Genomic DNA, 15,161 nt, shown 5'->3' on the forward strand with positions numbered 1-15,161 from the left:
ATCGCGCTTTTCGTATTCATTGTTGCTTCAACCGTTCTCACCCGTGTCTATATGCTACCCTCCAGGCTGGACGCCAAAGTATGTTTTGTTTTACCTTGCCTGCACGCCAATACATTAGAGCAGCAATTCATGCTGTGGCACTGGGATTGATTAAACCGTGCTGCTATATAGCGCGTTTATTGCCCTTATCCGCACACATTCCCAACCCGCTGTGCAGAAAATCTCAAGCAGCGATAATGAACTAGATTCTATCAAAAAAGCCGTGTCGGGTGCATGAGACTACCGGGATTTTATTGATCTAACACAACGGGAATATCTGCATGCGTTATGGGGCAGTGTTATCGCTAAGAAATACAGATGTTGATTCACTCTGCCGGAACATTAAAAGCTCTTATGACCCAACAAGCTTAACGGCACCCGACAGCATTGGACACAATGAAATAAGTGTTTTTTGCAATTAGATTGCAATAGTTTCTTGTATTTTTTGCTAACGATATTAAAAAGCATTGTCACCCTGTCGCCACGAAGGGATGCAAATTCAGTAACGAGGTAGGAAAGAATTAACAACCCTAATTTTGTAAACAGATAATTACATGCAAAATAACCCATTAATATAGAGCGACGCCGAAAGACATTTTCGTCTTGGAGCGCCGTGAGGTTTTTCTTGTGCGTTATTCTTTGATCATAACATTATCGCCAGAAAGACAGCTTAAAATAGCCCTATTTTAAACCACCGGGAGGCAGAATGAAGTTATATTAAACTCGTCGTTTAGTTTCAGCCCATACAAACTAATTTTAGACCGTGTGAGAAATTGCGGACAGGGCGGCTTTACTTGTTCTACTTAGCCCCCACGTCAATCAAACCGGTTAACATCAATCATTTTATAAAAGTCAAATTCTATGCGCAAAGTTATAGGATATATCTCTGCCTTAATTTTAGTCACCTCATTAGTTAGCTGCAATAAGTGGTCAAGGAATAAAGAGATCGAAGCTGCCCCGAGTCCTCATCAATCTAATCACACCGCATCGACTGAATCAGGGCGTCGCAAACACATGTTGACCTCCTCACTGGGCCCGCCGATTCCCTCTTCGAGGATGTCGACGCCATCTGAGGAAAATAGCGCCAGCGCTAATAAAGCAGCAGGTGAGGCGCGGGTAAACTTACCCTTATCAGAAAGTCAAATCTCGAGCGGCTCATTAGATGTACTTTATCCTCTGTATGAAGATGATAAACGCTTATTGTTTAATCAGCTGGGCTTACGTCGCAGCGAAAACCGCAATATCCTTAATCTTGGTCTCGGACAGCGGCATTATGGTGCAGGCTGGCTTGCGGGTTACAACGCTTTTTACGACGCGCAAATATCGGGTAGTCCGCATCAACGCCTCGGATTGGGTGTCGAGTATCGTCGTGACTACCTCCATCTCGCCGTTAATGGTTATTACGGCCTTACCGGCTGGCGTGCTGTACACGCCATATCGGGACATGATGAGCGCGTAGCCCATGGCTACGACATTCGCGCGCAAGGCTGGCTCCCCTCACTGCCGCAATTTAGCGGAAAACTCAAATTTGAAAACTATTTTGGCGAAGGCGTCGCTTTTGGCAAGCATGCTTCTCGCGGCCGCAATCCTTATGCTCTTACACTAGGTATAGGCTATACGCCGGTGCCATTAATCACCTTCGGTCTGGATAACATCTTTTATCGCCATGGCGGGAGTAACACCACTTTCGGGCTGTCGCTAAATTACCAACTCGGCGTCCCATTAGCCCAACAATTGGACCCTGGCAATTTAGCAATAAAAGGAAAAGTGGCCGATAGCCGTTATCGTTTGGTGGAACGCAATAATCATATTGTTTTGGATTACCAACAGACAAGCCAGCAGCCTGAGTTTTCACTTCCACCGACGATTGAGGGGTATCCTGGAGAAACGAAACTGCTCAAATACACTTTCCGAAGTGCTTTCAGACTGAAATCTATTCAATGGGATGACCACGCGCTACGCGCAAGGGGGGGGAATATAAGACAATTAGGCGCACAGGCATTCGCCATCCATTTTCCTTATCATCAACCTGCGGGCAGTAATCAGATGATTATCTCGGCAGTGGCAAATGATGAGCACGGCAATACCTCGAACCGCAGTGAGATAACCGTGTCTGTCTTGCCATTACAGCAGTATGCCCAGCTTATAGGAAATGACGAGGTCTCTCAAGGGCAGCAAAACGATAGTGGCCCCTCTTCTCATCACCAACCTCTGTCCAGCGTTAGCGATTCCTCATATCAGGAACCGCAAGCTGACGAAAGCCGCTCAACCGCGCCGACTCATCAAGCCAGCGACAGTACCACCGCAGATCAATCCTCTCAAAACAATAGCGGCGACAAGCCTATGCTAGCTCCTGCAAACCATATCAGCGCGCAAACCAATAGGGAAAACCAAGGGGAAAGTGAAAACGTACCTACTCAAGCACAGGAGTACAATAATGACTCGCCCGGAAACCCTCCCACTTCTTCAGATATTAGCCAACCGCTAAATACTGGATCTCAAGAAGAGTGCATTTCATCATCAGGTCAGACTCAACACACGCCCGTTATTCCACCACCAACTAGGCCTTTTATGTCCAGTGCTGAGAAGCCTCAACATCTATTTGGAGAGCAAAAAAAAACAAACGTACAGAGAGATCAAAACCAGCCTTTAAAAACGCCGATAGAGAGCTCATCTCCTGGTGTAGAAGGTGAACTCTTTGAAAAGAATGCAACACGACGTGCCACCTTAGAAAAGGGTGAAGTGCATAAGGAGTTTGAATTGCGAAAGTCTGATGATCACACGACCTTAGCCCCCCAGGCCTCAAAAAACAGCCAATCATCGGCCGCTGAATCTCATGAAGGTAGCAAGCCATCATCAGGCCAACCGCACATTCCGCTTAAGCAGCAGCTACCACTACCGCAAGTACTGGCACCAATGGTGCCCCCTCCATTTGAGCTTGAGACAACGCAGGACTCAGACCACCAGGGTGCAGATCTTGATATGATTCACGATCAATCTAAAAACCAACAAAAACCAGAAGTCCGAAGAGATCTGGAACAGCCTTCAGAATCGCCAACAGGCAATCTCTCTACAGAAAGCAGCACTTCAACAACCCCAGTGCCTCATGCGCAGATTAACTCATCATCAAACCAGAGTCACAAAGCACCTGACTTTATGCAAAAGGATCAATTGCCACCGCCACCGCCACCGCCACCGCAAAAAATGGGTACAAATTCCCCCTTCCAAGACGTTAGCTCGCTAATAAATGCGAAAGGAAAATTAAGAAAAACAATAAGGGTAAAAAGTAACGAAGGGGATATTCCGTTGCACAGGATATCAATGGCGGAACGTAGGGTGCCTGTAAATATGACTGAAGCAGAGAAAGAAGAAATTTTAAGAATAATAGAAAAAGTAAAAGTTGAGAAAAAAAATAATCGTCCGTCGGACATTGGTACAATATTGCAGCGCAGGGTGATGGTAGAGGAATCATCGTCTTCTTCCGACGAAGAGGATGATTGCAGCGAATGGTGGTAGTAGAGGAATCAGAGTCTTCTTCCGACGAAGACGATGCTAACGTAGATTCCGAATGGACAGACGACACATCACCAAAGTAAACGTCAGGGCGGAGCCCTGACTCGAAAATAAAACGGCCTCTTGCCAGCCGCCAGCATCTGGGCGGCGTGGACAGAAAATGGTTAACTAAATTTAACATAACTAGTATTATGCGCATCAAGGCGTCGCTACGTGAAAAATGCAATCCGTTTCGCGCCAAGTCCCAGTCCGTGGCGCGATTTTTACCCCGTAAGCATCCCAAGATATACCGCAACGCCTTTTTACGGTTTTGCACTCCATTCAGTGAATAAATACCATCGCTGTGCTGTGCGTATCGTAATGGCGCGTTGCGAAGCAAACTGCCATGGTGCATACACCGCCGTAAACTGACCGGCTTAGCCGCATGGCGGTGTTACGGGGTATCCAGTTAAGCCGCACCGCTTGCGCGGGTCCCAGCGGCCATCCGGCTGCGCTCTTTGTTCTGTCAGTGCGCCGCCTGCTATGCGCGTGCCTCGCAAAAAAAACCGGCCATTGGAGACCGGTTAAATGCTGCGTTTATTTCCGTTCTTGTTTACGAGTACAACATTACGTCAAGACGAAGGAGATGACCGTTTCTCGTACTGCTGCACATAATCAGGCGACTGAGCGCTATTAAGTTTCTAGTCAACGACGGTCTCTTCGATTACATTAACATTACTTCACTTAGGTACACCGCCACCATAAACTGATGGTGGCAACCTGGAAGCGTTTAACTATGTGCGTCGCGGGCTTTAGGAATTTCTACTGCAAGAGCATTTTCATTACGTCGAGAAGGAATAATTATGCGCCTAGAGGATCTATTTATCTTAAAACACATAAGTGATTATGATGTAAATGTCATGCCACGTAATTTATCAAGCAAGAATCGACTAGGTGGAATAATTGATAAAATCAATTCAGTGTCAAACGGACAAAACCCCCAGAATAGACCAAAAAAAATTAATGTCCCTTTATCAACTGTATTTTCAAATACAAAAGCCTGCCATAACAGCAGGGATGACGTTAGGGGTAAACAAGGAGGTGCGGCATCTCATCCTAAAAATGCTTTTCACACCCCTTTTCAAAATGATATTGTTATTGGAACCTATAAAGAAAAAAACCTAACGAGATTTTCTCGAGAAGTTAGACCTCAGCAGAGTACTGGATGCACCACAACATGGTGATATTGTGCAAAATCGTGACAAGCCAAAGCCGGAACCTTTATATGAAACAACCTTTAAAGTGGGTGGCCATGAGGTTAAAATAGTATCTGACAAGAGTCTTTCGGGAAAGATAGAAATGAAAAAAATCTTGGTGAAATGTATTCCAGATTTTATCAAAAGTTTAATCTTAACACGGCTTTGTTGAATAAATCAGAACTTGTGTGACTACTCCCCCCTAGCAGATCGATTGTTATGCGATCCGGATGCTGTTCGGCATTCCTAATAGCGTCATTTTGTTAAGCGCTTTGACCATCGCCATTGCCTCACCTACCTGCGCATCATAGTCACGCAGACTTAGATGATCGCCCATAAGCGTTTTGAACCGGAATATCGCTGTTTCAGCCACTGAGCGTCGATGATAGCCCACTTGCTTTTTCCATACATCGTTATTGCCACTTAGACGCTGAGCTGGTAGGGCCTGAGCATCCGTCGTACCGCTGAGCGATAAGTCAGCACAGATAATCTCATGCTTTACACTGTCTGCGGCCATATGCAGCTCACGCCACACCCTCCGTCTGTCGGCACCATGCTGTCGGACTTTCCATTCGCCTTCGCCAAAGACCTTCAGGCCGGTTCCGTCAATGACTAGAGGTGAGATTTCACCACGGGTCGGCGTTTTTATGCTGATCTTAACTGTCTTTGCTCGCTTGCTGATCAGCGAGTAGTCTGGGCATCTTAGCGGCAGCACCATCAGTTTAAAAATGGCGTCAACGAAGCCCTGTAAAGCCCTTAACGAAAGGCCAAACACGCGTTTCATCATCAGAACAGTGGTGATAGCCATATCTACGTAGTGAAGCGGCCAGCCACGCCGTTCAGGCGTTGTTTTTTCCGTCCATGCAACAATTGCCGACTCATCCAGCCATATCGTCAGAGCCCCGCGCTGCTTGAGAGCTTTGTTTAAGTGGACCAGTTGGTTATTTTAAACTTTTGCTTTGCCATGGAGTACAGATGTTGAAATGACAGTAGTGATCTGAGCAGACGATCACCTAAAAGTTATATTTATTCAACAAAGCCCCACCGAGTGATAACCCGTAGACTTGTCGGTATCATCTGTGGCGATACCCACGATATCCACCGCCTGCGGATCTTTGATATAAATCGATGCAAAGGAGGACAGCGACATACTTAATACCATATCGACCTTGCCGCCCAGCAGTCCCTGAATAACGCCTGAATAGTCAGACGAATTACGTAGCTGCGTATCGGTGCCCAACTCTTTATCGAAGAATGTTTTTACGCATTGGTTATCACCAATCTGCTGTGTCGCGTTTTGACCGCCCAAAATACCCAGATTCAATTGTTTCGGCGTTTCGGCCCGAGCGGCGGTGAACATCAGTATTCCGCCCATAAGCGCGGTGAGCGTTACGAGTGTTTTCATTGCTGCGTCCGTTTCCCGTGAAAGTTAGTTAAGTTGGCTGAGGTCTTCGCTATACAGGGTATGAAGAAGGTTTTCGTTAAGCTCGGAAGGGTGGCCGTCAAACACGATGCGTCCTTTCACTATGCCAATGGCGCGTGCAGTACGCTTTCACCAATTCGACGGAGTGCAGGTTAACCATCACGCTGATGCCGTTTTCGCTTACCTGGCGCAGTACTTCCATAATGCGATGGGTATTCTTCGGATCCAGCGAGGCGACCTGCTCGTCCGCCAGTAAGATCTTCGGGTTTTGCATCAACGCGCGGCAGATAGCGACACGCTGCATCTGGCCGCCCGAGAGGGTTTCCGCGCGTTGCAGCGCCTGTGGCAGCATATTCAGCCATTCCAGCAGGCCAATGGTGCGGGCGCAGTCTTCATCGATAAAAACCTTGAAAAAGGATTTTAGCGTCGAGGTTTGACTCAAGCGACCGAGCAGTACATTGGTGAGCACATCGAGACGGGGCACCAGGCAGAAATCTTGAAATATCATGCTGCATTCGCTGCGCCACTGGCGCAGTTACCGGGCGTTGAATTCGACGATATTGTGTTCGCTGCCGTCATCATGCAGATGAATAATTTGCCCCGCCGGCGCCGGAACGGCCAATAACCGCCACCATCTCACCGGCGTGCAGATCAAAATGAATCTCGTCCAATACCCGCGCATGGGCGCTATAGGCTTTGGCCAAACCTTTTACCGCGAGCACTTTTTTTCACTGACCACGCCGGCATGGTCTGCTCGGCAGGGACGGGTCGTGATATTGCCTGTGCCATAAGTTTTACCGTCGCTTGAGAAACTGTGTAGAGATCTTTATTAAGGGCGACGCAGATGAAGCGCTGATGACAAAAAGATGATGAAAAAAAGGCGCCGTCGACGTTATGCCAGGTTTAGCGTCAGTCCGTCGGAGGCGACGTGGACACCCGCAGGTAAAGCATGCTGCATCAGCCAGTTATCCACCTCATGACCGATATGCGTCAGCCAGGCGTCTTGCGGCTGTAGCCTATCGTGGATCTCCAGCGCGCGGGTGATATCGTTATGATTGCGCGGTATCGCTTTGCTCGGGAGATGGCTGCAGTCCAGCACGGCCGCTGTCAACGACTGCCGCTGCAGAAAATGGGTGGTATCATCCGGCAAGCCCACCGTGTCGGTGAGATAGGCCAACTATTGGTCGCGATACCCGATGAGATAACCGAAAGTGACCTTGGAATGGGTTAACGGGACGGGGGTCAGGGTCAGCGCTCCCCACACCTGTGGCACAAACGGCGCCAAAAACGGCTCGAAGTGCAAGAGTCCCGGATGGCGATAGAGGTCGTCACACCCTTGTTCATCCAGCGGTCCATAAACCGGGATACGCTGGCCTTTCCCCACCTCAGTAAAAACAGCTCCTGCACATGGTCCATATGATAGTGCGTCAGCAGAATGCTCTTAATCTCCCCCGGGGCGAAACGCTGCTCAAGATGCGTCTGGCCAGCATCCAGCAAAATCACCTCATCTTCGCAGCGAATCAATGCGCTGGTTGGGGTACGGCGCAGCACGGACCGCTGTCGCGCCCGCAAACAGGCCGCGCAGTCACAGCAGAATACCGGCACCTGCTGTACGTCGCCGGTCCCCAGAAAGGTCAGCTGCATCGCGTGCGCTCCAATACTTGGTGTAACGCCGCCAGGGTCGTGTTGAGCGGCACATCATTCATTGCTGATGTGGTAACACCCAGGCGGCACCGGCGCATCTGCCCTCGCCAATCGTGCGTCGATCGCCATTTCGTCTTCCCTACCGCGCCGGCGCAGACGCTCTGCCAGCACCGAGCGATACCTTCAGGCAGACCGGCAACAGCCTGCCGGCGTAGCGGGCCGTCAGCGCGGGCAAATGCAGACGCGAACCATTGGCCAACACGTCCAGCCCGCGGGCGAGCAAAAGGTCGATTTCAATACCCAGCGCATAATGCTGATGGTGCGCCTGCCAGTGAACGGCAAACAACCCTGCCTCCCAGCGGCGCTGAAATTCCACTTCTCTCAAGGCGATGTGGTTTTCACCGCCGGCATCCACCGCAAGGGTAATGTAGCGATGCGCCACCAGCAGGCCCGTCGGCATGCTTTCCCGCAACGCTTGCAACAGCGTATCTTTCCCGGCGCCTGAAGCGCCCATCAACCAGATAAGCCTCGCCATCAATAGACCGTCCGCCCCTGCGCCCAGACGCGCTGAACATGCACCTGTTGCCGATGGGCTTTTACGTAACAGGTCTGCACTTTTCCCTTCTGCCACCACACCGCGATCCTGTAGTCCAATCGACTGTGCCGGATTGCGCGTCACCAGCGCAACGGCGGCCGGGAGGTCATAGGGATTATCTTCGGCGAAGGCAATACTGAACGTGGCATCCAACTGGCTGGCCGGATAGTAGTCGGAGGACAGAATGTCCAGTAGCCCGTGCGCCGCGAGTTCAGCGGCGGCAACGTTACCGGAATGCGATCCGCCGCGGACAATATTGGGCGCACCCATTAATATCTTCATGGCGCGCTGGCGAGACGCCTTCGCGGCATCAAGCGTAGTAGGAAATTCGGCTATCACGCTGCCGACCGCATGAGATTCATCCACATGGGCTTCGGTGGCGTCGTCATGGCTTGCGACCGGAATGCCCTGCTCTTTGCACAATGCGGCAATGGCAAGGCGGTTCGGCTGGGACCAGCGTTCGGCGAGCGCCAATTGATCACGTTCAAAAGCGCCCATTTCCAAATCATTAAGACCGTATTTGCCCTGAAAATAGTCACGATACTTCTCCAGCGAAACATATTATCGCTGTCCCGGTGAGTGATCCATCAGCGAAACCAGCGCAAGCTCTTCCAGCGTTTTCAACTGCTCAAACAGGCCAAGCGTCGAGTCATGGGGGAATTCACAGCGCAGATGTACCAAATGATCGGCGCGGTTCAGGCCGTGCCGGTTGCTATAGCGAATCGCCTGGAGCATTTTGCTCAGGTTTTCCATATGATGGCACCCGTCGCGCACGTCGCCGACGCCAATGGCATCGAGCACGGTAGTTATTCCGCTTGAGATCATCAACGCATCGTGGCTGCTCATCGCCGAATGGGCCGGCCAGTCCACTTTCGGCCGCGGGGTAAAGAATTTGTCCAGATTATCGATATGCAGTTCAACCATGCCCGGCATCAGCCAGCCGCTTTCTCCGTCAATCACCTGCGGCAGCTGACTTGCGGTATCCGAAAAGGCCTGTATCACGCCCTGTTCAACCGATAGCGATCCTCTGACCACTTCATCTTCCAGCTCCAGCTTGACATTATTGATGATCATACCGCGGCCTCCTAAGTCACTGGATGTAGAACGTATAAACGGTTGGCGATGCGCTCACGGACCGCGTTATCGTGAAAAATGCCGACAATGGCGGCGCCGCGCGCCCGCGCCTCTTCAATCAGCTTCACCACCGCAGCGCTGTTGACGCTGTAAAGGGACGCGGTCGGCTCATCCAGCAGCAGAATCGGGTATTCGGCAATAAACCCGCGGGCAATATTGACGCGCTGCTGTTCCCCGCCGGAAAACGTAGACGGCGCCAGATGCCACAGCCGTTCGGGCACATTCAATCGGGTCAGCAACGTTTTGGCCGGCGCGGCGCTCTCGTCACGCCCCACTCCGCGCTCCAGCAGCGGTTGCATGACAATGTCGAGCGCAGAAACTGGCTCACTTAACCGAGAGTATCGCGGCGCAAGAGTAAGATTTGACGCACCGGTGCGGCGACCAAATCGGTCCAGTCCCCTCCGTGGTTCACCCAAATATGGCCGCTATCGGGCAGATAATTAGCGTATAACGAGGGCAGCAGGGTCGAGGTACGGATTTCGCCGGCGAACGGATGGTTACGGCCGTAGCCCCGCTGGGTGGAATAGCCCAGCGCCAGCAGAAAACCTTCGTCGCCACGCACCAATTGCTGCAATCGCGCCGCACGCGGCGCGGGATAGCTGGGGGGTTGACGGGTAATGTCCGGGCGGTTCGCTACCATCATCTTTTTCATGAGCCGCCAGACCTTCCGCCGTCATCAGGTCGAACATATGTGAACAGGCGGCCCGCGGCTCCACGGGCGCCTCTCCCTCGGCCAACAGGGTGAAATCGAGTAGGCGGTGGCTATAGTCATAAGTCGGACCCAGCACTTGTCCGCCGGGGAGATCTTTGTAGACGGCGGAAATACGGCGTTCAAGGCGCATTTGGCCGGTTTCAAGAGGCAGACTATCGGCCACCCACGGCAACGTAGTGCGATAGGCGCGCAGCAAAAAATCGCTTCCACCAAATCGTCGCTGGCCTGTTTGATCGCGAGCGCGGCCAGTTCAGGATAGTAGACGCCGCCTTCCGTCATCACGCGATCGACCGCCAACCCCAGTTGCTGTTCGATCTGGCCGGTGCCCAGTTCCCGCTGGTCAGACTCGCCGCGCCGCAGGGCGGCTTGCAATGAATGAGCGGCTTCAATGGCCTTTTCGACCCCTTTTACCGCAACGTACATCAGTACACCTCCACATGGGTTGTCCGCGGCAGCGCCAGCAATTGGCTGCCGGACGTGAAAATCAGATCGAGGCCCTGCGGGAAGCGGTGCGGCCGATCGGTAAGGTATTGCAATACGTTACTCGGCAGCCGTGGTGCGACCTCGTGCGCACCCTGGATCCCAGGACCGCTCAGGCGCAGCGTTTCGCCGCCGTGCAAGGAGGGCAGGTCCATTATTACCGTGGTGTTGTTTTCCGGTGATAGCGCGCTGCCGGCGCAAAATGCACTGAGAGGCTGCAGGCTATCGACGTGCAGAATGTCGAAGGGCGCAGTGCACTCCTCCGTCACCGGCGCACCGGTGTGAAACCGCAGACTGATACGCGGGATCCAACCACAGGGGCGTTTCCCGATCGACCAGCGTCATCAACACCGCCGTCGCGGCGGACGAAAGACGGCCCAAGGCGGCGATAACCGGCAGAGTGACGAGAGTACCCGGTTCGCTCATCGCTTTTAGGGTACGGCGAAACGTGTGCTGTGCGTCCGCCACCGGACGGGTAAAACCGGCGAGTAAGATCACAGATTGTCCCCCCTGACCAGCGTAAAGAAGTCAACGCGGCTGCTGGCTACCTCCCGGGCGCGCAGGCTGCTCTGCTCGGCCGCCAGCGGCGCAATAACGCGGCGATAAAGCTCTCGCCCAGAGCCCGCCCTGTTGCAGTAGTGCGTCAAGGAGGGAGCAAAGCTCGGCATGATCTTTGTCTCAACCCAGGATGTAGCTGTAACCGCAGGTGCCGTCATCAAGACGTATTACGGCCCGGGTTACCGTGGCATCACCGAGAATAAAACGCCGGCCGGTTCCGCCCATGCGTGCCAATACAGACATCCAGCATTGGCGGGCTTCGGGTGCATCCATTTAATGCTCCAGGGTGAGTTCAATCATGTCGGCTCGCGTCAGGCTGACGGAATACTCCGCCATTATGTTGCTACCGGATAAAGTATTCAGAGTGCGTATGCACAACAGCGGCGACTGCAGCGATAGGGTTAGCAATTTACTTACCTGCGCATCCGCCCGACGTGCGCTGACACGCGTTTGATGACGACTGAGGGGATAGCCAATCTCCTGGCGAATGAAGTCGTGCAGCGACCCTTGGTTGAAGCGTTGCAGCGCTTCAACCAGCTGAGATCGGACAAATAATGGTTTATGACGCACACCGAGATGCCGTTAACGCAACACAGCGTACGCAAATGGATAACGTTGTCCCCCTCCTCGCAGGCCAGCGCGGCGGCCACATCGGCGTGACAGGGGCGCAGCACGGCCAAAAGACGCTCACTGGTCGGATGACTACCCTGCTCCAACAGGTTTTGGCTGAAATGCGCCTGTGAGTGCAAAGGGTAATTAAACGGCCGCATCAACACCAAAATGCCGACGCCCTGACGAGGCTGGACTAGGCCTTTATTGACCAGTTCCTCGATAGCCCGGCGCAGCGTGTACCGGTTAACGGCAAAACACTCGGCAAGCTGCTTTTCCGAAGGCAGGTATTCGCCGCAGCGGTAATGGCGGTGTAATTCATTTTCAAGCTGAATGGCGATAGCCTGATAGCGTGTGGTCGGAGGTCTAGATAAGTGCATCATAAAAAAATTCCCGCTGCCGTAGACAAGGGACGCCGGTGACTTCCCCGGCGCGCTAAACTGAGCCCAGCATGGGGTGGGGGTGGGATTATGACGACGCAATGACGTTTGAATGATGAAGGGATGAAATGACGTGGCGCGTTTCGACAAGAGGGATCGACGTGAAGCCAAGCGGTACATGCTTTGGGCATCTGATGATAAAATATCGCATCGGGTGGACGTGCATCTTGGGCATTCGCGTCATGGGCGTCAGTTATAGCGACTATTTTTTCCCGCACTGTGCACAGGTAAAATATCCAGCCAAAAGACAAAAGTCCTGAGCAGCAGGCGTTGTTACGTTTGGCTAGAGACCCACAAGGTTTTATTAACCCTTCCGCCCAGCGTTATAAAATAATAAAAAATTAAATAGAGTAATTTATAATTTTTAAGCATTATAGAACCAATACAAATAAATTCATATGATAATCAGTATTTGAACTAAACTAACACATTGCCGCATAAATCTTCAAAATCCTAGCTTATTTAACCTTGGTTGAATAAATAACAGTATAATGTGAGCTGGTGATATAAATAATATTTGCTTCGCTCATTCAAATAAAATCCATATTATCAACGGATTTTTGTCGTATTCGGACATAACAGTTAACAGGACTGAGCTAATGCGCATGCATAGCGTATTTCCCGTCAAGCTCTTTCCTGACGCGAGGGTGAGTGCATGCGCAGTTATTTTTGGAAACAGAGGCTTATCTAATTACACACACAAAGGAGTATATGATATGTATGTTAATTTTTTTAATTCTGTAAAGGATTATATTCGGCCCTCAAAACCTAGAAAGACAAACACAGCAATAAAGAACGAGTGGAAGACATGGCAACAAGGCAATAAGAAAGCGGGAGAGTTACGGGATATCGCGGTCGAGAGATTGAATGATTGCCTCGCAAGAGATGCGAGTTGTCTGGATTTAAGCAAGCTAGGGCTAAGAAGTTTACCGGAAAAACTACCTCCCAATCTCAAGGAACTCGATGTTAGCGATAACAAATTGACTCGGTTGCCTGAGCTGCTGCCAGCCGAGCTGGAATCGATTCAAGTCAGCGATAATTCGTTGACCTCTCTACCTAAAGCTTTACCGTCCACACTGACCACGATACAGGCCAGCAACAACCAAATAAGGCATCTGCCCGAACTGCTACCGAGTCGATTATCTAAGCTTGATATCCGCGGCAACCCGTTAACCAAGCTGCCGAATTCTATACCACACAGTCTATGCGATTTGAACGTCAGTAGCGCCAAGCTAGACCAACTGCCGGAAAAAATGCCGCCACGATTACGTACGCTGGATGTCAGCAATAACCAATTGACTCGACTACCGAAATATTTGCCTTTATTTCTAGAATCGCTGAATGCCAGCGTGAATCCGTTGGGCCAACTGCCAGAATACTGGCCGCCGAATTTAACTTTTTTCCGGGCTAGCGAGGCCAACTTAACGTCGCTGCCCGAAAACCTACCACCTGAGCTGAGAAATCTGGTGGTTCCCTACAATGAGTTAACATATTTACCGGAAAACTTACCGATGGCTCTGGAAGAACTCGCTGTCGGCAATAACCAGATTACCAGGCTGCCGGAAAACCTGCCGCCATTGCTCCGTACGCTTAAAGCCGGGAATAACAACATCGAATACCTGCCGGTTCGTTTTCCGACCGGATTGTATGATCTTGATCTAAAAAAAACCAATTAACCCGCTTGACAGCGGGGCTGGAATCGCTGCCACAGAATGCCTTGGTAAATGTTACCCTCAATCCTTTGCCAATTAGAGAAGTCGAGCGGCTTGAGCGTAGAGTCAACGGGGTACGCTACAGAGGGCCTCGTATCATTTTTTCCATGCCGTCCAGCCATTCTACCCTTCCCCCTCCCGCCCTAAGCATATGCGTTGCCAAATGGGGTCAGCAATCCATTGAGCGCTGGCAAGAAATTGAGGCAGAGCCGGGCGCCAGTGCATTTTCCCTTTTTCTAGACCGTTTATCCTACAGCGTCAACTACGGAAACACGAACTTTAAAAATGCCGTATCGGCCTGGCTGACTAAACTGGCAGATGAGGAAAATACAGTATTACGCACCATGACGTTTCAAATTTCTGAAGAGGCGAGCCAGAGCTGCGAAGATCGAGTATCTTTGGCCTACAATGAAATGAAAATGCTGATCTTGACTGATGAAATCGAGAAGGGGCATTATGATGAACGCATAAATGAATTGATTGCACTTGCGCGGGGGTTGTTTCGCTTGGAAATTTTGAGTGATATTGCCCGCGAGAAAACAAATTCATTAAATTTTGTTGATGAAATTGAAGTCTATCTGGCTTATCAAATTAAGCTGCGCGCCGCGTTATCGCTTCCACTGGATACAGTGGATATGCGCTTCTTTAATGTGTCATGGGTCACGGAAGAGGATTTGGCAAACGCGAAGGAAAGGGTCGAACGTACTGAAAAAAAAGAATTCTTTTATTATCTCTCCACCGAATGGCAACCGTGGCAAGCGGTACTAAAAAGAATTGCCCCCACCGATTATCACCAGCAGCACGCTAAACTACAGGAGGCGATGAACGCTGACTTTAACCGGATGTTGACCCTCCGGTTAAAGGCTGTAGGTTTGATAGACGATGATGATGCCTCGCGTCAACTCGGCATAGAGGTTAAACGCGACATTGAGCGTGACATCATGGGCCAGATGACAACAGCGTTTCTTAAGCGACGGGGACTGGAGTTCAAGTAAGGGCTAAGTATTGTGCCCCGCTGTGATGCCGAACCCTAAACATTTTATTTTTTTGGCGCAAGCACCAACGGG

6 protein-coding genes and 10 pseudogenes are annotated in these 15,161 nt (G+C 51.0%); 4 read left to right on the plus strand and 12 right to left on the minus strand.

Going from position 1 to position 15,161, the window contains the following annotated elements:
- The first annotated feature begins 1,053 nt into the window (after nucleotides 1-1,053).
- Together SGP1_RS24710 and SGP1_RS30100 are read left to right on the plus strand one after the other, a co-directional pair.
- The gene (locus tag SGP1_RS24710; protein ID WP_158302422.1) at nucleotides 1,054-3,555 is read left to right on the plus strand and encodes an inverse autotransporter beta domain-containing protein; all 2,502 of its coding nucleotides are present in this window, start codon (nucleotides 1,054-1,056) and stop codon (nucleotides 3,553-3,555) included.
- A gap of 839 nt (nucleotides 3,556-4,394) precedes the next feature.
- On the plus strand, nucleotides 4,395-4,775 hold the full coding sequence (locus SGP1_RS30100) for a hypothetical protein (RefSeq protein ID WP_148203560.1): 381 nt from the start codon (nucleotides 4,395-4,397) through the stop codon (nucleotides 4,773-4,775).
- A 229-nt stretch (nucleotides 4,776-5,004) separates the two neighbouring features.
- Here the strand turns inward: SGP1_RS30100 and SGP1_RS16840 are convergent.
- The 12 genes and pseudogenes from SGP1_RS16840 to phnF form a co-directional block, all read right to left on the minus strand.
- Nucleotides 5,005-5,753 (minus strand): annotated as a pseudogene (locus SGP1_RS16840) (IS5 family transposase).
- 76 nt (nucleotides 5,754-5,829) lie between these two features.
- A pseudogene (locus SGP1_RS16845) lies at nucleotides 5,830-6,162 on the minus strand (phosphonate ABC transporter substrate-binding protein); the annotation flags it as partial.
- Nucleotides 6,163-6,289: 127 nt separating this feature from the next.
- Nucleotides 6,290-6,938 (minus strand): annotated as a pseudogene (locus SGP1_RS16850) (phosphonate ABC transporter ATP-binding protein); the annotation flags it as partial.
- A gap of 164 nt (nucleotides 6,939-7,102) precedes the next feature.
- Nucleotides 7,103-7,854 (minus strand): annotated as a pseudogene (gene phnP / locus SGP1_RS16855) (phosphonate metabolism protein PhnP).
- A gap of 54 nt (nucleotides 7,855-7,908) precedes the next feature.
- Nucleotides 7,909-8,389, minus strand: a pseudogene (phnN, locus tag SGP1_RS16860) (ribose 1,5-bisphosphokinase).
- Nucleotides 8,389-9,523 (minus strand): annotated as a pseudogene (gene phnM / locus SGP1_RS16865) (alpha-D-ribose 1-methylphosphonate 5-triphosphate diphosphatase). Before phnM ends, phnN begins: the two co-directional pseudogenes overlap by 1 nt.
- An 11-nt stretch (nucleotides 9,524-9,534) precedes the next feature.
- Nucleotides 9,535-10,052: pseudogene (locus SGP1_RS31240) on the minus strand (phosphonate C-P lyase system protein PhnL); the annotation flags it as partial.
- Nucleotides 10,053-10,718 (minus strand): annotated as a pseudogene (locus SGP1_RS16875) (carbon-phosphorus lyase complex subunit PhnI); the annotation flags it as partial. It lies immediately after the preceding pseudogene.
- Nucleotides 10,718-11,201, minus strand: a pseudogene (gene phnH, locus SGP1_RS16880) (phosphonate C-P lyase system protein PhnH). The pseudogenes phnH and SGP1_RS16875, both read right to left, overlap by 1 nt.
- A gap of 68 nt (nucleotides 11,202-11,269) precedes the next feature.
- Nucleotides 11,270-11,564, minus strand: a pseudogene (phnG, locus tag SGP1_RS35775) (phosphonate C-P lyase system protein PhnG); the annotation flags it as partial.
- Between the two features lie 42 nt (nucleotides 11,565-11,606).
- Entirely contained in the window at nucleotides 11,607-11,858 is a 252-nt protein-coding gene (locus SGP1_RS35275; RefSeq protein WP_279379471.1) for a UTRA domain-containing protein, read from the minus strand.
- Nucleotides 11,747-12,325, minus strand: coding sequence for a phosphonate metabolism transcriptional regulator PhnF (gene phnF, locus SGP1_RS16890; RefSeq protein ID WP_279379401.1), 579 nt, complete (start codon nucleotides 12,323-12,325; stop codon nucleotides 11,747-11,749). Before phnF ends, SGP1_RS35275 begins: the two co-directional genes overlap by 112 nt.
- Nucleotides 12,326-13,098: 773 nt before the next feature.
- On the opposite strand from phnF, the gene SGP1_RS30115 reads away from it, so the two are divergent.
- Complete coding sequence (locus SGP1_RS30115) at nucleotides 13,099-14,058, plus strand: hypothetical protein (protein WP_158302423.1); 960 nt, start codon at nucleotides 13,099-13,101, stop codon at nucleotides 14,056-14,058.
- 5 nt (nucleotides 14,059-14,063) lie between these two features.
- Nucleotides 14,064-15,089, plus strand: a complete 1,026-nt coding sequence (locus SGP1_RS24720; protein WP_148203563.1) for an NEL-type E3 ubiquitin ligase domain-containing protein — start codon at nucleotides 14,064-14,066, stop codon at nucleotides 15,087-15,089.
- Nucleotides 15,090-15,161: the final 72 nt, after the last annotated feature.

The organism is Sodalis glossinidius str. 'morsitans' (assembly GCF_000010085.1).
Classification (GTDB): Bacteria; Pseudomonadota; Gammaproteobacteria; order Enterobacterales; family Enterobacteriaceae; genus Sodalis; species Sodalis glossinidius.